The sequence below is a fragment of the Flavobacterium cheonhonense genome (assembly GCF_035671315.1).
In the GTDB taxonomy this organism is placed as follows: Bacteria; Bacteroidota; Bacteroidia; order Flavobacteriales; family Flavobacteriaceae; genus Flavobacterium; species Flavobacterium cheonhonense.
This window is the reverse complement of record NZ_JAXAVY010000003.1, coordinates 38,107-57,633: the sequence shown is the minus strand read 5'-3', so window position 1 is coordinate 57,633 and position 19,527 is coordinate 38,107. Positions and strand designations below refer to the sequence as shown.

Annotated in this window: 15 protein-coding genes; 9 read left to right on the top strand and 6 right to left on the bottom strand. The window is 39.1% G+C overall.

Annotation, left to right across the window (positions count from 1 at the left end; all coding sequences use genetic code 11):
* Nucleotides 1–81 precede the first annotated feature (81 nt).
* Nucleotides 82–1,305 (top strand): MFS transporter, encoded by a 1,224-nt coding sequence (locus SK086_RS08865; protein WP_324691039.1) that lies wholly within the window; start codon nt 82–84, stop codon nt 1,303–1,305.
* Here the strand turns inward: SK086_RS08865 and SK086_RS08860 are convergent, their stop codons facing one another.
* From SK086_RS08860 to SK086_RS08850, 3 genes are all read right to left on the bottom strand, one after another.
* Entirely contained in the window at nt 1,306–1,521 is a 216-nt protein-coding gene (locus SK086_RS08860; protein ID WP_290876660.1) for a putative signal transducing protein, read from the bottom strand. It lies immediately after the preceding gene.
* A 61-nt stretch (nt 1,522–1,582) separates the two neighbouring features.
* On the bottom strand, nt 1,583–2,203 hold the full coding sequence (locus SK086_RS08855; protein WP_324691037.1) for a DEAD/DEAH box helicase: 621 nt from the start codon (nt 2,201–2,203) through the stop codon (nt 1,583–1,585).
* Between the two features lie 71 nt (nt 2,204–2,274).
* On the bottom strand, nt 2,275–3,438 hold the full coding sequence (locus SK086_RS08850; protein WP_324691036.1) for a sigma-54-dependent transcriptional regulator: 1,164 nt from the start codon (nt 3,436–3,438) through the stop codon (nt 2,275–2,277).
* A gap of 286 nt (nt 3,439–3,724) precedes the next feature.
* Here SK086_RS08850 and panB point away from each other — a divergent pair, with 286 nt between their 5' ends.
* The 8 genes from panB to SK086_RS08810 all read left to right on the top strand — a co-directional run bounded on the left by panB (nt 3,725) and on the right by SK086_RS08810 (nt 14,923).
* Nucleotides 3,725–4,543 carry a 3-methyl-2-oxobutanoate hydroxymethyltransferase gene (gene panB, locus SK086_RS08845; RefSeq protein ID WP_324691034.1) on the top strand — a complete coding sequence of 273 codons (819 nt, stop codon included), beginning with the start codon at nt 3,725–3,727 and terminating at the stop codon, nt 4,541–4,543.
* Nucleotides 4,544–4,590: 47 nt separating this feature from the next.
* Nucleotides 4,591–4,944 (top strand): four helix bundle protein, encoded by a 354-nt coding sequence (locus SK086_RS08840; RefSeq protein ID WP_324691033.1) that lies wholly within the window; start codon nt 4,591–4,593, stop codon nt 4,942–4,944.
* A 17-nt stretch (nt 4,945–4,961) separates the two neighbouring features.
* Nucleotides 4,962–5,654: an RluA family pseudouridine synthase gene (locus SK086_RS08835; RefSeq protein ID WP_324691031.1), complete on the top strand. Its 693-nt coding sequence runs from the start codon at nt 4,962–4,964 to the stop codon at nt 5,652–5,654.
* An 81-nt stretch (nt 5,655–5,735) separates the two neighbouring features.
* A complete protein-coding gene (locus SK086_RS08830; RefSeq protein WP_324691029.1) occupies nt 5,736–7,070 on the top strand; it encodes a hypothetical protein in 1,335 nt (444 codons plus the stop codon).
* 56 nt (nt 7,071–7,126) lie between these two features.
* Nucleotides 7,127–8,458 carry an aldehyde dehydrogenase gene (locus SK086_RS08825; protein WP_324691027.1) on the top strand — a complete coding sequence of 444 codons (1,332 nt, stop codon included), beginning with the start codon at nt 7,127–7,129 and terminating at the stop codon, nt 8,456–8,458.
* 492 nt (nt 8,459–8,950) lie between these two features.
* Nucleotides 8,951–12,538 (top strand): PAS domain S-box protein, encoded by a 3,588-nt coding sequence (locus tag SK086_RS08820; protein WP_324691025.1) that lies wholly within the window; start codon nt 8,951–8,953, stop codon nt 12,536–12,538.
* Between the two features lie 11 nt (nt 12,539–12,549).
* On the top strand, nt 12,550–13,407 hold the full coding sequence (gene ypfJ, locus SK086_RS08815) for a KPN_02809 family neutral zinc metallopeptidase (RefSeq protein WP_324691023.1): 858 nt from the start codon (nt 12,550–12,552) through the stop codon (nt 13,405–13,407).
* A gap of 160 nt (nt 13,408–13,567) precedes the next feature.
* The gene (locus tag SK086_RS08810; RefSeq protein ID WP_324691022.1) at nt 13,568–14,923 is read left to right on the top strand and encodes a hydroxymethylglutaryl-CoA synthase family protein; all 1,356 of its coding nucleotides are present in this window, start codon (nt 13,568–13,570) and stop codon (nt 14,921–14,923) included.
* A gap of 9 nt (nt 14,924–14,932) precedes the next feature.
* On the opposite strand, the gene SK086_RS08805 is transcribed toward SK086_RS08810, so the two are convergent.
* The 3 genes from SK086_RS08805 to SK086_RS08795 form a co-directional block, all read right to left on the bottom strand.
* Nucleotides 14,933–16,468 (bottom strand): YifB family Mg chelatase-like AAA ATPase, encoded by a 1,536-nt coding sequence (locus SK086_RS08805; RefSeq protein ID WP_324691020.1) that lies wholly within the window; start codon nt 16,466–16,468, stop codon nt 14,933–14,935.
* Between the two features lie 69 nt (nt 16,469–16,537).
* Nucleotides 16,538–17,443 carry a patatin-like phospholipase family protein gene (locus SK086_RS08800; RefSeq protein WP_324691019.1) on the bottom strand — a complete coding sequence of 302 codons (906 nt, stop codon included), beginning with the start codon at nt 17,441–17,443 and terminating at the stop codon, nt 16,538–16,540.
* On the bottom strand, nt 17,440–19,509 hold the full coding sequence (locus SK086_RS08795) for a M1 family metallopeptidase (RefSeq protein WP_324691018.1): 2,070 nt from the start codon (nt 19,507–19,509) through the stop codon (nt 17,440–17,442). The genes SK086_RS08800 and SK086_RS08795 overlap by 4 nt, the downstream gene beginning before the upstream one ends.
* Nucleotides 19,510–19,527 lie beyond the last annotated feature (18 nt).

The following is a 19,527-nucleotide window of genomic DNA, read 5'->3' as shown; positions in this document are numbered from 1 at the left end:
ACAATAACGTTTTAGTTCATTAGAAACGAAGTCTGACAAAGCTTAATGTGTATTTTTGCTCAGTAAATAATGATTTGAAGTATGCCTTTATTTGATTACAGCTTTTTGAGCAAAATAGTCCCCAAAGCCAAGATTAAGAAAGGCTACCGAAAAGCCAAAAAATCGTATTTGAACCGAGTGCGTTTGGCTACATCCTTGTTTTTCTTTGGGATGGGATTTTGCTTTGCCACTTGGGCGAGTCGAATTCCGGATATCAAATCGGCTTTGCATTTGAGCGAAGCGGCTTTGGGTACTTTACTTTTTGCCATGCCTATCGGACAATTGTTTGCCATGCCTTTCTCGGGTAAAATTGTAACCCGTTATGGCAGTAGGGCCATTACAATTTTGGGATTGATTTTATACGCAGCCTGTTTACCGTTAATTGGCTTGGCTACAGAAAAATGGCAGTTGGCAGTAGGTTTGTTTCTATTCGGACTGTTTGGCAATTTTTGCAATATTGCGGTGAATACGCAAGGTGTTTATACCCAACAATTGTTCGACAAACCTATTATTGGTTCCTTTCACGGCTCGTGGAGTTTGGCCGGGTTTTGCGGTGCGCTTACCGGTTTGCTGATGTTAGCTTTAGAGTTAAGTGTATTTCAGCATTTTATTGTTGCCTTTGCCTTTGTTTTGGTCATTATAGCAACCAGCCAAAAGTTTATCATTAAAGCCAAATCGAAACAAGAAGCCGAAAAATCCACCTATTCATTTTGGAAAAATCCCGATAAAAACTTGCTCTTATTAGGCCTAATTTGTTTTTGCGGGATGGCCAGCGAAGGCATTATGTTTGACTGGAGCGGTGTGTATTTTAAAGAAATCATCAAAGCTCCCGGTGCCTTGGTTGTTTTGGGTTACACCACTTTTATGATTAGTATGGCTTCGGGGCGATTTTTAAGCGATTTTTTGGTCGCCCGATACGGCGCGAGTAAAGTACTAATAATTAGTGGCTTAGTCATCTCGACCGGTTTGTATACCGCCGTTTTGTTGCCCTATATCATTCCGTGTACGATAGCTTTTATGTTGGTAGGATTTGGTGTTTCGAATGTAGTTCCGATTATCTTTAACGTAGCCGGAAATAATGAAAATGTACCCACAGGCATTGCGTTAACCATAGTTACCAGTATCAGTTTCCTTGGCTTTTTAATGGGACCGCCGTTAATTGGTTACATAGCCGAATTAACGAGCTTAAAACATTCCTTTGCAATAATAGGAATATTTGGGGTGTTGGTATCGCTGTTGGTTTGGCGATTGAAAGTCATTAAATAACTAAATACTCATACGAAACGCCTCAATCACCGGATTCGCTTTGTGGAAGTCGGTTTCCTGAATGAACAATTCTACCGGTTTGTCGGCGGAAACACTCGGCAATACATTCGACTGATTGTTGTTGCGAATCACCACATTGATCTCTACTGCTTCCAGTTTGTCTTTTAAAGTAACGGCTAGAATTTCGTTACCGGAGAATATTTTTATTAATCCCATTTGGTTGTATGTTCTATGTTCTAAGTTAAAAAATCTGCTTTTTATTTCTTACTTATTAAAACTATTCCTCTTCCTCCATTTCGAAGAAAGTCGGCTCTATCATTACCTTATCGGCTAACACTTCTACCCTTTCGGAGATTTGTGAACAGAAGAACAAGCGTTGGGTTTTCTCGATACTTTGAGACAAGCGCAATACTACGGCATCCAAACGGTTCCGGAATAAAATATCGGCATCGTCAACCACAAACATCTTGATGGTATTGCTATTGAAGCCGGCAGAAGAAAACATGGCATTTATTTTATTGGGTGTTCCGATTAAAATATCCAAGCCCATCGACACGATATTTTTGTCGTAATCGATGTCGCCCTTGTCGTGTACACCGTATATGCTCAAATCGTGGTAAGTGCCAAGTTTCAGGAACAATTCTTCCATCTCCTGAACGCGCTCTTTGTTTTCTACCAATATCAAGGCTCGGGTACTTTCGCCTACCGATTTTTCCAAACGTTGGATCACATTCAGAACAATTGTCGTTGTTTTCCCGGTTCCCGCAGGCGATTGAATCACCGCATCGGCACCGCTTTTAATGGTAGAGAAGGTTTCCTGCTGGATCTCATTGGCTTCGGTCAAACCGTTTTCGATGAGTGCTTTTTGGAGGTCGGGGTTTATTTTTTTTAGGTTCATTTTTTTTGTTCTAGGTTGTAAGTTCTAAGTTCTAAGTTAAAATAACCTACAACTTACAACCTACAACTGTTTTATTTGCTGGCAAACAAAGTCACATCGGTTTCCGAAATCTCGTTGCCACCAAGAATGATCAATCTTTCAACTACATTTCTGAGTTCACGGATGTTTCCGGTCCAATCGTATTCTTGTAATAGTTTGACGGCATCTTTTGAAAATACTTTAGGTGCGTTGCCTTGTTCTTCGGCAATTTTTACGGCAAAGTGTTCGATTAGCAACGGAATATCGTCTCTGCGGTCGTTCAAGGCCGGGACTTTGATTAGGATAACGGCCAAACGATGGTACAAATCTTCGCGGAAACGGCCTTCGGCAATCTCTTTCTTCAAATCTTTATTGGTTGCCGCAATAACGCGTACGTTGATTTTGATGTCTTTATCGGCGCCGACTCTTTGTATCAAACTTTCCTGTAAAGCGCGTAATACTTTAGCTTGAGCCGATAAACTCATGTCGCCTATTTCATCCAAGAAAATGGTTCCGCCATCGGCTGCTTCGAATTTTCCGGCTCGGTCTTTTACGGCTGAAGTAAAAGCACCTTTTACGTGACCGAACAATTCGCTTTCGATTAATTCTGATGGTATAGCGGCGCAGTTCACCTCTATCATAGGCGCTGAAGCGCGTTCACTTTTTTCATGCAATTGATGAGCAACCAATTCTTTTCCGGTGCCGTTAGGTCCTGTGATAAGCACTCTGGCGTCGGTTTGGGCGACTTTTTCAATCATTTGTTTGATTTGATTGATGGGTTCGCTTTCGCCAATGATTTCGTAGTTTTTGGAAACTTTTTTCTTGAGGATTTTATTCTCAACCACCAACTGTTTTTTGTCGAGGGCATTGCGAACGGTGTTCAGTAAGCGATTCAAATCGGGTGGCTTGGAAATATAATCGAAAGCGCCTAAACGCATGGTATTGACTGCGGTTTCCAAATCGCCGTGGCCGGAAATCATAACCATCGGAATTTCGGGTTTGATTTTTTTTACAGCTTCGAGCAATTCCTCACCACTCATTTTGGGCATTTTGATGTCGCACAACACCAAATCGTAATCTTCGTTTTTGATTTTTTCAAAACCTTGTTTGCCGTCTTCGGCTTCTTCAACGGTGTACGTATCGCTTTCTTCAGTGAGTATTTTGGTTAATACCCTACGGATGGCAGCTTCGTCTTCGATGATTAGTATTTTGGGCATATGGGTTGTAAGTTGTAAGTTGTAAGTTGTAAGTTAAAATCCTAACTCATAACTCCTAACTCATCATTTATAATTCTTTTTTATGGTTGGCTATCTAGCCCTGATTCCTTCGGCAGTCGCATTGCTCGTGTGGAGCAGTTACCGCGTAACGCGGAAAGCAGGAATACGGTTTACTTTTGGCCCGAGCCTTTCGCTTCAAATCAGTTTCGACAAAAATAAGATAATTTCACATTTGGCGCTTCATAAAAATAGATTTAATACTTTTACAGCTTCTAAACGAACCATTATGTCTACTGCGAAAAAAGATTACAAAAGAATTACGACCAAGTCCTTGTTTGATATGAAAGCCAATGGCGAAAAAATATCGATGTTAACGGCTTATGATTACACCATGGCAAAGATTGTGGATTCAGCGGGTGTTGACGTGATTTTGGTAGGCGATTCGGCGAGTAATGTAATGGCAGGTCACGAAACGACTTTGCCGATAACATTAGACCAAATGATTTACCACGCTTCCTCTGTAGTTCGTGGGATTGAACGCGCTCTAGTGGTGGTAGATTTGCCTTTTGGGAGTTACCAAAGTGACCCTAAAGAAGCCTTGCGCTCTGCTATCCGAATCATGAAAGAAAGTGGTGGTCATGCGGTAAAACTGGAAGGTGGCAGCGAAATTAAAGAAAGTATCAAACGCATTTTGAATGCGGGAATTCCGGTTATGGGCCATTTGGGTTTGACACCGCAATCCATCTATAAATTCGGAACTTACACCGTAAGAGCTAAGGAAGATGCCGAAGCCGAAAAACTGATTGAAGACGCCAAATTATTGGAACGCATTGGTTGTTTTGCTTTGGTTTTGGAAAAAATCCCGGCAGCGCTGGCCGAAAAAGTAGCCAAAAGCATTTCTATACCGGTTATTGGTATTGGTGCCGGCGGTGGCGTTGACGGACAAGTTTTGGTTTTGCACGATATGATTGGTATGACGCATGAGTTTAGTCCGAGATTTCTTCGCCGCTACATGAACTTATACGAAGACATGACCAAAGCCATCGGACAATATGTGGACGATGTGAAGTCGCAGGATTTTCCGAATGCGAATGAGCAATATTAATTAGACTTCTTAGACAAGTTAGATTTTTAGACTTCTTAGACAATAATATGCATAGATATAAGGAATTAGAGATTTGGAAGAAAAGTAGATTATTTTGCTCTCAAATTTATGAGATAACCTCAAAATTCCCTAGCGATGAAAAGTTTGGTTTAACCAATCAATTGCGTCGGGCTTCTGTTTCAATTCCTTCAAATATTGCTGAAGGCTCTTCAAGAAGTTCAAATAAAGATTTTTCCAGATTTTTAGAAATTGCTGTTGGTTCAGCTTACGAAGTTGAAACACAACTTTTAATTGCTTCAGATTTAGGATTTGTCAATAATGAAGAATCAGAAAAAATTGCCGGTGAGTTGAATGAAATTGTCAAAATGATTTCTCGTTTTCGCACCACTCTGAAAATCTAACCTTCTAACAATCTAAAATGTCTAAGCTAGTCTCAAATAAAGACAACCTCCAAATCCTGCACGAAGACAACCACATCATAGTGGTCAACAAACGTGTTGGCGATATTGTACAAGGTGATAAGACCGGAGACAAACCTTTATCGGATGTGGTTAAAGAATACATTAAAGAGAAATACAATAAGCCGGGCGAAGTGTTTTTAGGCGTGGTGCATCGGTTGGACCGACCTACCACCGGGATTGTAGTTTTTGCCCGAACCAGTAAAGCTTTGACCCGATTGAACGAAATGTTCAGTCAACGAGAAACCCAAAAAACCTATTGGGCTGTGGTGAAAAACAAACCGCCGAAAACAGAAGACAATTTGGTTCATTTTCTCAAACGCAATGAAAAAAATAACACCTCCAAAGCGCACTTAAAAGAAGTACCGGAAAGCAAAAAAGCGAGTTTGGATTATAAAATCATTAAAACGCTAGACAACTACTTTGTGTTGGAAATTAATTTGCATACCGGACGACATCACCAAATCAGAGCACAATTATCGGCGATTGGTTGCCCTATCAAAGGCGATTTGAAGTATGGGTTTGATCGCAGTAACCCTGACGGCGGGATTCATTTGCACGCCCGACAATTGGTTTTTACCCATCCGGTTTCTAAAGAAAATTTAGTCATTACAGCACCTACTCCAAAAGATGCCATTTGGAATGCTATGTAAACTAAAATGCCTACTTTTACGTTTATAGTTGTGTTAGGGTTTTCAAAAAACCGACTGTTATAACCTAAATCCATCTTACCTATGAAGCAAATCATTGTAACTGTAGCGCTGCTTATCGGCCTAAACACAGTAGCCCAAGAACATTATTCGGGCATTAGTACTTCTAATCGTGTTGGAATTTTGAACGCCAACATCAATCCGGCCGAGTTGGCCAATTTATCGAAAAAATTTGAAGTCAATATTTACGGCTTAAGTTTTAATGTTGCAAACAATAAAATTGCCTTTAGTGATATTTCATCCGATGCCGACTTTGAAACTTTGATTTTCCAGGGCAACAGTCCGGTTAACGCACGAATTGATGCCGAAATCAACGGTCCTGGATTAGCCATTCGTTGGCAAAAATGGGGTTTTGCCGTGACTACTAAAGCGCACGCCAAATTTGACATGGTTAATGTAGATCCAACCATTGGAAATGCTATCACCAATGATAATATTATTTTGAACACTACTTCCTTAAACTATCCGGGAAACCAACGTTTGAGTGGTACTTCTTATGGTGAAGTTGGTTTGTCTGCTGCGCGAACTTTCTTTGAAAACGACAATCATAAGTTTAGCGCCGGAGTTACTTTAAAAATATTATTCCCGGGTTCTTACTCCAACTTTGGTTTGAGTAACCTGAACGGAACAGTAACCGAAAACGCTACCGGAGCTTACTTAACTACCAGTTCGCCGGCTACTTTAAACATCGCTTACTCCGGAAACTTGGCGGATAGCTTTACCAATTTTGATGATTACAGTAAATCTATCTTTGGCGGATTGAACGGATTTGCAGGCGACATCGGGTTTAATTACCAATGGAAAAAAGGGAAAGGCTACAAACTAAACGCCGGTTTGGCTATTAGAAACATTGGCAGTATGACTTTTAAAGATGATAATAATGCCTCAACTAATTATGTTTTGAATATTCCACAAACTAATCCGTTAGATTTGAGTTTATTTGAAAACGTAGATAATTTAGGAGATGTAGAGCAAATACTTTCCGATGGCGGTTATTTAACCCAAACTAGCGGTCAAACCGATTTCAAAGTTAAATTACCTACCGTTCTTTCTACTTATGCCGATTTCCGCATTGTGCCTAAATTGTATGTGACCGCTTTTTTACAACAAAAAGTCAACGAAGATTCGGGCAACGACCAAATCACTGTGCCGAATATTTTCAGCATTACACCAAGAGTGAATTTAGGGTTCTTTGAAACCTATGTACCGGTAAGTTTTAACGAAATTTCCGGAACCAACATTGGTTTAGGATTTAGATTGGGCGGATTTTACTTAGGCACCAGCTCGTTGGTAAGTGCTTTGGTCAGCGACAGCAAACAAGGTGACATTTACACCGGTTTCCGCTGGGCCTTTTTGTAAAAAACAAGCCAGAATCTCTTTAAAAATCCTATATTAGCCTAGCTAATTAATTTGTCATGATTTTTAAAACGGATTTGAATTACCGAAAACAAGCGTTAGTAAAATTATTGCTTAACGTTCAAAAAAAAGAAGCTGAAATCATTCAAGCCTTGTATGACGATTTCAAAAAACCGGCTTTCGAAGCGGTAGCAACGGAAACCAGCTACATCGTTTCCGAATTGGAATACACTATAAAAAACTTAAAGAAATGGGCAAAACCTCAACGGGTTTTGCCTTCTTTTTTGAACTTTCCCTCTACTGATTATCTCTACAAAGAACCTTACGGAAAGGTATTGGTAATTTCGCCTTGGAATTATCCTTACCAATTGGCCTTAGCACCATTAATTGCGGCTGTTGCTGCAGGCAATCAAGTAGTGGTAAAACCTTCTGAGTTGGCTGAAAATACTTCCCGAATAATTGCAGAAATCATCGCAGCAAGTTTTGAAGAACAGCATGTGCAATGCGTTTTAGGTGGTGTTGAAGTATCCCAAAACTTATTGTCACAACGTTGGGATTATATCTTTTTCACCGGAAGTGTAGCTGTGGGCAAAATTGTAGCCCAAGCCGCTGCCACACATTTAACCCCGGTGACTTTAGAATTAGGCGGCAAAAATCCTTGTATTATTGATGAGTCGGCCGACCTGAAATTGGCTGCCAAACGGATTGTTTGGGGCAAGTTTTTGAATGCCGGACAAACGTGTATAGCGCCGGATTATCTATTAGTCCATGAGCATATCAAACCAAAACTGATTGAATATCTCAAAGCAGAAATTATTTTGGCTTATGGTGAAAACCCACAGGAGTCAACTGATTTTCCGAGAATCATCAATGAAAAAAACTGGAAGAGACAGTTGCAACTTTTGGAAAACCAAACCGTGATTTTTGGCGGACAATCAGATGTAAGCGACTTTTATTTGGCACCAACATTAGTTGACGAACCTTCATTAGACAGTTTGGTCATGCAAGAAGAGATTTTCGGTCCGATTTTACCGATTTTGGGTTATACTTCGGAAACCGACTTAGAAAAAATCATTGTAAGATATGAGAAACCATTATCACTTTATGTTTTCACACAAAGAAAATCATTCGCCCAAAAAATAATCACCCGATTTTCTTTTGGAGGCGGTTGCATCAACGACACCGTGATTCATTTTGCCAATAAAAGATTACCTTTTGGCGGTGTAGGACACAGTGGTATCGGCGCATATCACGGTAAGCGAAGTTTTGAGTTGTTCTCCCATAACAAACCGATTGTTAAAAAAGCCACTTGGCTTGATATTCCACTGCGATATGCTCCCTACCAAGGAAAACTTTCCGGTTTAAAAAAAATGTTAAAATGGTTTTCCTAAACCCAATGTTTTTTCAAAAATAAACTGTACATTTATACTGTTTTTGTGGGAATCTTGGAGATAAAAAACACTCTCTTTATTTTTGTTTAATATTGGTATAATCTACTTTGTAAATTGAATAACCTATTTTCATTTGCTAATACAATAAATAGCTATATTGTAATAGCTCTGCTATTGATTGTAATGTTCTTATTTTACATGGCAATACAGAAGACATTACAAAATAAACTAACCCTAGCCAACTCAAAAGAGGATGATTTTGAACCTCGTGAAGAGCAATTCAGAATATATTCATTATTTTTCGGAATCACCTTGCCGTTGGTGGAAACCGTTATTAATTTTTTTGAACTTAGGCCGCAAAGTCAATTAGCACTCAACTACATTATTGGGTTTTCGTTGTTAAGTTTGTTTCTACTATCAAAAAAAAATAATTTTCTTTATCGGAATATCAACGTCATATTTACCAGTATTTACCTGGCTTATTTTTGTTTTATGACTTATATGGTCTTCTTTCATCCCTTTGAAATGACGGCCTACATTACCTTAATTATTACTTTTTTCTTATCGTATTTCATTTTAAAAACCATAAAACACTACTGGATCTTTGTGATCTGTGTGCTGTTTTTTTTAATACTGGCCTACAATTTACAACTGTCAGACACCAAACTGATTGTCATGTTTATTTGTGCCTTGATTGCTGTAGTGGCAGTTCACATTTCCAGACATTTATCTCAAATAGAAACCAAAAACAAGTTTTTATTCTCCAGTATCGTGGTTAACAATGGGAATTCGCTTATTATGACTACCAACCGAAAAGGAGAAGTTTCGTTTTGCAGTGAATCGGTTGAAGCTATTTTGGGTTACACTGTGGAAGAAGTGTTGGGCATGGGATTTTGGCAACTCACTGAAGATGCTGAATTTATCGGCGAAGCCTATCACAACACTTATGTCGATGATCGCTCTTACACTCGAAAATTAAAGTGTAAAAATGGTGATTATAAATTCATCCAGTGGAAAGACAAGAAATATTCAGACGATATTACCATTGGAATCGGACAGGATGTTACAGAGCAAATCAAGATCAAAGACCAATACCGCAGCTTGATTGAGTCGGCAGCCGACCTGATTTATGAAATCGATTTGACTGCAACAGTAACCTACGTGAATCAATTTGCGGTTAAAACTTTAGGCTATGACAAAGAAGAAATTTTAGGCAAGCGCATTTCTAATTTTGTGAGAAACGATTATTTGGAATACGTAACAGATTTCTACAAAGACATTCCTAAAGAAACCGAAGAATTCAGCGATTTGGTCTTTCCTTTGGTTAAGAAAAACGGCGAAACGATTTGGGTTTCCCAAAAAGTAACTTTGAAGAAAGATGAAACCGGTTATATTTTAGGCTATTCCGGAATTGCCAGGGATATAACACTGGTCAAAAACCTGGAAATTGAGCATTACAACCGCAGTAAAAAAGTCCGAATTCATAACGAAACCTTAAAGGTATTAACGTCACAGAGTTATTCCAACAAAGATACTTTCAATGGTATTTTAAAAAACATACTAAGAGTAGCATCGACCAATTGTGCTATTGACAGGGTTAGTTATTGGTCCTGTATCCCGGAGGGCATCAAATGTGAAAGCATTTACTATTTGCAAAGTGACCGATTTGAAAAAAACTTTTTCCTGCAAATGTCGGATTATCCGGTTTACTTCTCTCACCTGCACTCCGGTATGCAAATAGTGGCTTCCAATGCATATAACAACACCATTACTTTTGAACTCTGCTCAGAATACCTTCCGAAAAACAAAATCATGTCGTTGCTGGATACGCCTATTTTCATCAACGGTAAAATCATCGGTATTTTGTGCTTTGAAAAAACTGATTCGCCAATTGAATGGGACAACGAAGACATTAACTTTTCTCGCTCAATAGCCGATTTAATTGCCATTGCTATCGAATCTCAACTCTTATTGGAATCGGATAAAAAGCTCTCCTATAAGAGTGAGATATTGACTGTAATCAGTAGAAATATCGATAAGTTTTTATTGAATAAGGATACCGATGAAATCCTGAAAGGTATTGTCAAAGAAATCGGTAAAGTCCTTAAAGTTGACAAAATTTCCTTTTTTGCCAAAAAAGAAAACGATACTGTATTTTACCAAAGAATTCGTTGGATTGCCTCAGAATTTGGCTTTACAAAACCCAACGAAACTTTGCAAAACATTACCCCTGAAATGATTGCAGAGGTACTGCAACAAATGGAAGAAAATTTCTATTATGCTGCCATAGTTAGAAAAATTAAAGATGATACAACGCGTAATTTATTAGAAAATCTTAATGTTAAATCAGTACTCTTCTTGCCTATTTTCGTTAAAAACAAACTGCATGGTTTCTTAGTTTTTGATGATTCTACAATAGAAAGAGAATGGTCTATCGATGAAATCACAATTCTTCAATCGCTGTCGAACAACATTTCTTCAGCTTTTGAAAGAAATATTAACGAAGCAATTATTCAGGAAAGTGAAGAAAAATTCCGTTTGCTGGCCAATAACATTCCGGGAACTGTTCACTTGTCGAAATACGACGAAAAATGGTCTAAAATTTACCTCAACGATGAAATTGAGAAACTAACCGGTTATCCTAAAGAAGATTTCCTTCAAAATAAAATCTTTTACATCGATTTGGTTCATCCGGAAGACATAGCGATTGTTAGAGATTATGCCAACGAATTGTTTCTGAAAAAACAAAAAATCCATCTAATTTACAGAATCATCAACAAATCAGGTCAATACATTTGGGTGGAAGAATTTGGTGAACCGATTTTTAAAGACAATGAAATTGTTTATATCGTTGGGATTTTTATCGATATTACCCAAAGAATGGAAGCCGAGGAAGCCATCAAAGCCAAGAATTATGCTGAAGCAGCCAACCGTGCCAAATCAGAATTCCTGGCCAATATGAGTCACGAAATTCGAACACCGCTAAACGGCATCATTGGTTTTACCGAGCTTTTGATGAATACCAAACTCGAAAGTATTCAGAAAAAATACATGGATACCATCAACCAATCGGCGAATTCATTGATGGAAGTCATCAATAACATTTTGGATTTTTCTAAAATTGAGTCCGGTAAATTGGAACTGCATGTCGAAAAAATCAATTTATCTGAGCTTTTAAATCAGGTAATCGACCTTATCCAATACGAAGCCGATCACAAAAAACTGGACTTACGTTTAACTATTGAAGACAAAGTACCAACCTTTGTTTGGATGGATTATATCCGAATCAAGCAAATCCTCATCAACTTGTTGAGTAACGCCATTAAGTTTACCGAAAAAGGGAGTATCGATTTAACAGTCAATACACTTCAAACTAACGAGAATCACAAAATAAAATTACTCTTTGCCGTCAAGGATACCGGCATCGGCATCCAAAAAAACAACCAACAAAAAATATTTGAAGCTTTCTCACAAGAGGACAATTCAACTTCCAAAAAATTCGGCGGAACCGGTTTAGGACTAACCATTTCAAACCAATTATTGGGATTGATGAACAGTCATTTAGACTTAAAAAGTGAGTTGGGTCAAGGCAGTGAATTTAGTTTTGTATTAGAAGTTAGTTATTCTGATGAAATTCCCGATAACCACAAGCCAACACTCAAATTGGTTACCAGCGAACCTCACAACAATGTAATTTCTACAGATAACAAGTTGATTTACATCGTAGAAGACAACAAAATCAATATGCTTTTGGCCAAGACTTTAGTCAAACAAATTCTACCGAATGCCGAAATCATCGAACTACAAAACGGTAAGGAAGCACTGGAAAAAACAGAAAGTTTGCGACCGGACTTGATTTTGATGGACATCCAAATGCCGATTATGAACGGTTACGAATCAACAGCTGCTATCCGAAAATTACCGGATTCCGAACAAATTCCGATCATAGCCTTAACGGCCGGTACTGTTTTGGGTGAAAAAGAAAAATGTATCGAATTCGGCATGAACGATTACATCCCGAAACCTATCGACAAAGAAATGTTGGAAAAAATTATTCGGGAAGTCATGCAACTCAATTAAAACCAAAGCTTATGAAATGGGATAAAAAAGAAAGCGGCAATTTTGAAGACCGCAGAGGCATGTCGGGCGGCGGTAAAGCGGTGCTGGGCGGCGGAATCATCGGTATTATTGTTTTATTGCTAAATATGTTTGGAGGCGAAACCGGACAAACTATCGGCACCATTATCGAACAAACCCAAGGCAGTCAAACGCAAACCGAAACTACCCAAACCCGTGAGCTTTCTGCAGAAGAAAAAGAATTAGGCGATTTTGCTGAATCGTGTTTTGTGTACAACACTGAAACTTGGAGTACTATTTTTGAAGAGAACAATATGGATTTTCAAGAACCGCGTATGGTGCTTTTTGACGATGGCGTGAATACAGCCTGCGGAAGCGCTACTTCAGCTGCGGGTCCTTTTTACTGTCCGAGCGACAAGAAAATCTACATGGATTTGCGCTTCTTTGAAGAACTGAAAAACCGTTTTGGCGCTAAAGGCGGTGATTTTGCCATTGCTTATGTCATAGCACACGAAATGGGACATCATTTGCAAACCATTTTGGGAACTTCCGGAAAAGTACGCCAATTACAAGCGGAAAAAAGTGAGAAAGAAGCCAACAAACTTTCGGTTTGTTTGGAATTGCAAGCCGACTTTTATGCGGGTGTTTGGGCACATTACAATAAAAATCTCTTAGAAGCAGGCGATATTGAAGAAGCTTTAAGCGCCGCCAATGCAGTTGGCGACGACGCTATACAAAGTAAAATGCAAGGTCATGTAACACCGGATAGTTTTACTCATGGCACTTCTGAACAACGCATGTATTGGTTTAAAAAAGGATACACCTCGGGCGATATTAAACAAGGTGATACTTTCTCAGCTTTGTTAGATTAAAAAAAAGCAATTATTACCGGTAAAAATCACAAATCAAAAAATAAAACTCGGGTTTATTGCATTAATCACAAATCGTGTTCAAGCCACTGATTTTTAAGGACAATTTCAATGAATTTTGAAGTTGTCTTTTTTAATTTTGTTCGGCAAAAAATTGAATAAAATGAAAGTAGGCATCCACAGTATTGCATTTGATATTCCACAATTATATTTACCGATAACCACCTTAGCCGAAGCCAGAAATATTGAGGCCGACAAACTCATCAAAGGTTTAGGACTACTAAAAATGAGCTTTCCTGATGTACACCAAGATGTAGTAACTATGGCCTCTAATGCGGCTTTGAAACTCATCCGTCAGGAAAATATTAAGCCTAATGAAATCAGCCGAATTTATGTAGGTACCGAAAGTGGCGTAGACAGTTCGAAACCTGTTGGTTCTTACGTTTTGTCTAATTTAGAAAGTGTTTTGGGTGAAGGCAGTTTTAGAAATTGTGACGTAGTTGATCTGACTTTTGCCTGTATAGGTGCTGTAGATGCCTTGCAAAATTGCTTGGATTACATTCGACTTAATCCTACCAAGAAAGCCATTGTTATTGCTTCTGATAATGCCAAATACGATTTGAACTCAACCGGAGAATATACCCAAGGCGCCGGTGCTATAGCAATGTTAATTACCGCAAATCCTAACATCCTGAGTTTTTCAAACGCTGTTGGAGTAGCTACTGAAGGCGTATTCGATTTCTTTAAACCAAGAAGAGCCGTCAGTAAAGCCACAATAACAACATCAGACGAAAATCCGGAATGGCAAGGTGTATTGGAAAATGAAATTGCGATTTACAAAGAGCAACCGGTTTTCGACGGTCAATATTCCAACCAATGCTACATCAATCGCATTACGGAAGCCTACGAACACTTTAAAACAGAGAGTGAACAACAAGGAAAGATTTACGAAAATTGGACGAACATCCTAATGCATCTTCCCTACTGTTTCCAAGGCAGAAGAACCTTTATTGAAATATTTGCTAAAGAAAATCCGGAGCTGTTAGCGGCACAAATTGGCGAAACGGATAAGGATAAACTAAAAGCGTTGGCTAAAAGTTCTGAATACCTCAGCTTGGTACAGGCAAAAATCCAACCCTCCGAAATAGCTTCCGGGCAAGTTGGTAACATCTACACCGGTTCGATTTTCTTAGGGATGTTATCTACTTTGTGCTATCATTACCAACAAAAAACCAATTTGGCCCATCAAAAATTAGGGTTTATTGCTTACGGCAGCGGTTCAAAATCCAAAGTATTCGAAGCTGAAGTGGCAACCGAATGGCAATCGGCTATTGCCAAAGTAAAACTATTTGAAGCGTTGGAAGCTTGTCAAGCGATAGATTTCCCAACTTACGAAAAACTCCATAAAAAGGAATTGAAAACCGCAGTGATTCAACCGAGTAAAGAATTTTATTTAGACAGCATTGAAAAAGAAAATCCGGTCTTGATTGGCGCGAGATATTATAAATACGGTTTATAAACCATAAACTTAACCCAACCATCCGTCTCTATCCAAACTGCGGTACTGAATGGCTTCGGCTATGTGGTTGGATTTTACTACTTCTGATGCTTCTAAATCAGCTATTGTTCTCGAAACTTTTAAAATACGGTCATACGCCCTGGCCGACAAATTCAATCGCTCCATGGCCGTTTTTAATAATTGCAACGAACTGTCGTCCAGCGCACAGTAGGTTCGAATTTGTTTCGTAGTCATTTGCGCGTTGTAGTGAATAGATTGGTATTGCTCAAATCGCTTGGACTGAATTTCACGGGCTTTCGTTACTCGTTCCCGAATCAAAACACTGCTTTCAGCCGGTCGGGTTTCGGTGAGTTTTTCAAACGGTACAGGCGTCACTTCAATATGAATATCGATTCGGTCCAACAATGGCCCGGAAATCTTACTCAAATACCGTTGCATCTCGGCTGGAGAAGAACTGACCGGCGCATCAGGATCGTTAAAATAGCCACCCGGACTCGGATTCATGCTCGCCACCAACATAAAAGACGACGGATAAGTTATGGTGAATTTGGCTCGGGATATCGTTACTTCACGGTCTTCCAATGGTTGTCGCATCACTTCCAACACTTCTCTTTTAAACTCTGGCAACTCATCTAAAAACAAGACGCCGTTGTGCGCTAAAGAAATTTCGCCCGGTTGCGGATAACTGCCGCCACCAACTAGTGAAACACTGCTGGCCGTGTGGTGCGGACTCCGAAAAGGCCTTTGATTCAGCAAACCGACATCTTTGATTTTTCCGGCTACACTGTGTATTTTGGTGGTTTCTAAAGCTTCATTTAATGTCATTGGCGGTAAAATACTTGGCAATCGCTTGGCTAACATGGTTTTTCCCGAACCCGGCGGTCCGATGAGAATGATATTATGCCCGCCAGCCGCTGCAATTTCCATACAGCGTTTGATACTTTCTTGTCCTTTAACATCAGCAAAATCAAACTCCGGGAAATCTAAGGTTTTATAAAACTCTTCGTGGGTATCTATTTTGGTGGGTTCGAGCGTGCCTTTGCCTTCAAAAAAATCGATGACTTGCAATACATTTTCCACACCATAAACGTCTAAACCGTCTACGATAGCGGCTTCTTTTACATTTTGTATCGGTAGAAAAAAACCTTTAAACCCTTCTTCTTTGGCTTTGATGGCAATGGATAACGCACCTTTGATGGGTTGCAAACTTCCGTCTAACGACAACTCGCCCATGATGACATACTGGTCAACTTCTGTAGCATTGATTTGATTGGAAGCCGATAAAATCCCAACCGCCAAAGTCAAATCGTAAGCTGAACCTTCCTTTCGCAAATCGGCAGGCGCTAAATTGACGGTAATCTTCTTTCCGGGAAATTCGTAACCGTTATTCTTGAGTGCTGCCGCTATACGATAACTACTTTCTTTGATGGCATTATCAGGCAAACCTACCAAATGGTACCCGATTCCTTTATCAATATTGACTTCAACCGTAATGGTTGTGGCTTCTACTCCAAAAACAGCACTTCCAAAAACTTTTACTAACATATCTTACATTTATAAAATAAAAATAGTAAAATAATTACAATAAAATATTTTTTGTAAGAATTAAGAAGTTTACTGTAGATTATCGCTCATTAACTCGCTCTTGTTTTTGGCGTAGTCATAGCCTTTGTGCCACCAATCTTTCATTTTGTCTTTGTTGAAAATCAGCGCGTTATCTGTTAACTGCGTTGGTGTGTAGTATAAATTGAGTTTGGCATCTTTGTTTTTGGCTGCCAATTTACCAATGGTGATGTCGTGTTTTTCTACTTGTGTCAATAAGGTTTGAAACAAATCAATCATCAAAGAAAACGGATTGCGTCCAATCTTTTTCGGACGCGTTTGTACTTCGGTTTCCAATACTATCACATCGACTTCTGTAGCACCACGTTTAATCGCCTCACGAATCGGAACCAAACTCGAAAAACCGCCATCACCGTATTCATAACCGTTTTTAGTCACCAAAGACATAAACGGAATATAATTACATGAAATCCATATCCACTCGCAAAACTCCTCGTATTCAAAGTCTTTTATGGATTTGTACTCTACTTCATTCTTAGATAAATTCGTCACCGTAACAACCACTTCACAAGCCGTTGATTTAAGCAATGCAAATTCAGATATAGTAAAGTTTTCTTTGATGTATTCCAACAGTTTATGGCTTTCTCCAAAGGTTCTTTTACCTTTGACAAATTGTTTGATCACATTCCAGTGATTGATAGAAACGGTTTCGTTAGGCGTATTTTTGTTTTTAACCACAAACGGACTAACATCAAAAATACTGCGCATGTTCACATTAGAATAGATGTTGTAAATCTTATTGACTTCGCCCAGTGCCAAATGCGGAATCAACAAACTTCCGGTAGAACTTCCGATAAGAATATCGTATTCACAACCATTTTCCTGCATCAGGTATTGCGCAACGCCACCGGCAAATGCACCTTTACTTCCGCCACCTGAAATCACTAATGCCCTCATGCCTTTTCACTTAACAATTTTTGCAATTGAATCACTTCGCTCTCCGATAAAGAAGGTAGAATCGATTGAAACAAGTCGGCATAACCCTCTTTTTTGAGCAACTGTCGAATTTTATCCCGACCAAACTTGCTGAACTGCCATTTGTGATGTACCGTTGCATTGACCAGATTTCTCAACACCGCTGAGTCTTTCGGATTGATTGACAATGCATTTGTAATGGCGTTTTGACGAACCGAACTTTCGAAAGTCGGTGCTGTATAGGCTACTAATTCTGCATACAACGACTCATTGTTTTGATTGTCCGCAGAAAGCAACGCAAAAGTGAGGTACATGATGCGTAAACTTTTGTCGTTGCCACCTATCCAATGTTGCGCTTTCTCCAAATATTTGGCTTGATTTTCAGGAAACGTTTTCCAAAGCGTCATAAAGGCAATTTCTCGGGTATCATAAGAGGCATCGTCTAATAAAGCTTCATACGAAGATTGAAAAGACACCGGGATTTCTCCTGTAAACTCTGCTACTGCCTGACGCACTTTAACATCATTGGTTTGCAATGCGAGTGACAATAACTCCGCCTTTTCAGCAAAAGTAACGTCTTTCAGTTGGTATAGAATTTCGGTTTTTATCGGATAAAAAACATCGGATTGCAACAATTCTGTGTAGCGCTGTTTGTTTTCAGTTAATGCTTTTTTACGCAACTGTTGGGTTTCAAAAAGTTGTTGCATAAACGGACTTTGGCGTAACAAAGCGTTGGCTTCTTCCGTTTGAAAATGATAGTCTTCTAACCAGTTTTTTTTGAACTTTTCAGTATCGAAATTCGGTGCTGCTTTTTTTATTTCTGCCAGAAAATCATCAGTTTCGACATTCTTAAATTGGTACTTTTTCAAATACGATTTCACTGCTTTTTGAAATAGTTTTGGTCCGATGGCTTCTCGAATAGTATGCAACGCCCAAGCCCCTTTTTGGTAAAACGATAGCGAACTGGCTTTTTCGTTCAGTACCGGAATAGTATCGGTTTTAGCGGCATTGCGCAATTGCAAAGACGTTCGGTACAATTGATGGTAAAAATAATCGTCTCCAAAAACCGCTCGCTCGGCCAATAAAGCATAATAAGTAGCAAATCCTTCCTGCAGCCAATGATGCTTTCCGGATTTAGCGGTAACCACATCGCCAAACCATTGGTGCGCCAACTCGTGTGCATTGACATTCACATAATTTCTATCGTTAAATCCAATGTCGTCCACCACATAATCTTGGGCAAAAATAGTACAAGAAGTATTTTCCATACCGGCGTACAAAAAGTCTTCTACCGGAATTTGCTTGTACACTTGCCACGGGTATTTGAATCCGATTTCTTTTTCTAAGTAATCAAAGATTTGATTTGAATAACGGTAAGTAACGTCGAACTTGGCAGTGTCTTTCGGTTGAATAAAAAACTGTAACGGAATCCCTGATTTTGAGGCAATGACTTTATTTCTGAAATCGCCTATTACAAGCGCTACCAAATAAGAGCTCATAGGTTTTTGCATCTGGTACAACCACGACTTAAAATGTTGATCAACCGGCATGCTCTTTTGAAGTACACCGTTAGCAATAGCTACAAATTTTTTTGGACTGATAACTTGAAGATTGAAAACGACTTTTTCGTTCACATCGTCAAAGCTCGGCATCCAATGGCTGGTGTACTTTCCTTGTCCTTGTGTCCAAATCTGAGCGGTTTCGCCTTGTCCGGTGAAATACATCGTTTGCTTTGGAAAGGCTGTATAGCTGAAACTGACACTGTTATTTCCTTTCTTGAAACCTTCAAACAGTAGTAATTCTTTTTTATTACTTTTAAAATTAACCGGTTTATTGTTAATCTTCACCTTACTGAAATTCATATCTTTAGCATCAATGCGGATAGTATCAATGGGTTGTAAAACCTTAAAGTGATACACTACCGCGCCTACTACCTTCTTCAAATGATGATCGGGTGCTACGATGGAATGGCATTTAGTGAAGTCGACTTTAGTAGTTTGTTGGGCAAAACTAAAAAAGCTAAAAAAAAGGAAATAAAGGGAGCGCATTGTGGAGTCAATTAATAA

What these genes read in the sequence shown, in the direction of transcription:
- SK086_RS08865 (WP_324691039.1), top strand. Translation starts at nt 82, where the DNA reads ATGCCTTTATTTGATTACAGCTTTTTGAGCAAAATAGTCCCCAAAGCC.
- SK086_RS08860 (WP_290876660.1), bottom strand. Translation starts at nt 1,521, where the DNA reads ATGGGATTAATAAAAATATTCTCCGGTAACGAAATTCTAGCCGTTACT.
- SK086_RS08855 (WP_324691037.1), bottom strand. Translation starts at nt 2,203, where the DNA reads ATGAACCTAAAAAAAATAAACCCCGACCTCCAAAAAGCACTCATCGAA.
- SK086_RS08850 (WP_324691036.1), bottom strand. Translation starts at nt 3,438, where the DNA reads ATGCCCAAAATACTAATCATCGAAGACGAAGCTGCCATCCGTAGGGTA.
- panB (WP_324691034.1), top strand. Translation starts at nt 3,725, where the DNA reads ATGTCTACTGCGAAAAAAGATTACAAAAGAATTACGACCAAGTCCTTG.
- SK086_RS08840 (WP_324691033.1), top strand. Translation starts at nt 4,591, where the DNA reads ATGCATAGATATAAGGAATTAGAGATTTGGAAGAAAAGTAGATTATTT.
- SK086_RS08835 (WP_324691031.1), top strand. Translation starts at nt 4,962, where the DNA reads ATGTCTAAGCTAGTCTCAAATAAAGACAACCTCCAAATCCTGCACGAA.
- SK086_RS08830 (WP_324691029.1), top strand. Translation starts at nt 5,736, where the DNA reads ATGAAGCAAATCATTGTAACTGTAGCGCTGCTTATCGGCCTAAACACA.
- SK086_RS08825 (WP_324691027.1), top strand. Translation starts at nt 7,127, where the DNA reads ATGATTTTTAAAACGGATTTGAATTACCGAAAACAAGCGTTAGTAAAA.
- SK086_RS08820 (WP_324691025.1), top strand. Translation starts at nt 8,951, where the DNA reads ATGACTTATATGGTCTTCTTTCATCCCTTTGAAATGACGGCCTACATT.
- ypfJ (WP_324691023.1), top strand. Translation starts at nt 12,550, where the DNA reads ATGAAATGGGATAAAAAAGAAAGCGGCAATTTTGAAGACCGCAGAGGC.
- SK086_RS08810 (WP_324691022.1), top strand. Translation starts at nt 13,568, where the DNA reads ATGAAAGTAGGCATCCACAGTATTGCATTTGATATTCCACAATTATAT.
- SK086_RS08805 (WP_324691020.1), bottom strand. Translation starts at nt 16,468, where the DNA reads ATGTTAGTAAAAGTTTTTGGAAGTGCTGTTTTTGGAGTAGAAGCCACA.
- SK086_RS08800 (WP_324691019.1), bottom strand. Translation starts at nt 17,443, where the DNA reads ATGAGGGCATTAGTGATTTCAGGTGGCGGAAGTAAAGGTGCATTTGCC.
- SK086_RS08795 (WP_324691018.1), bottom strand. Translation starts at nt 19,509, where the DNA reads ATGCGCTCCCTTTATTTCCTTTTTTTTAGCTTTTTTAGTTTTGCCCAA.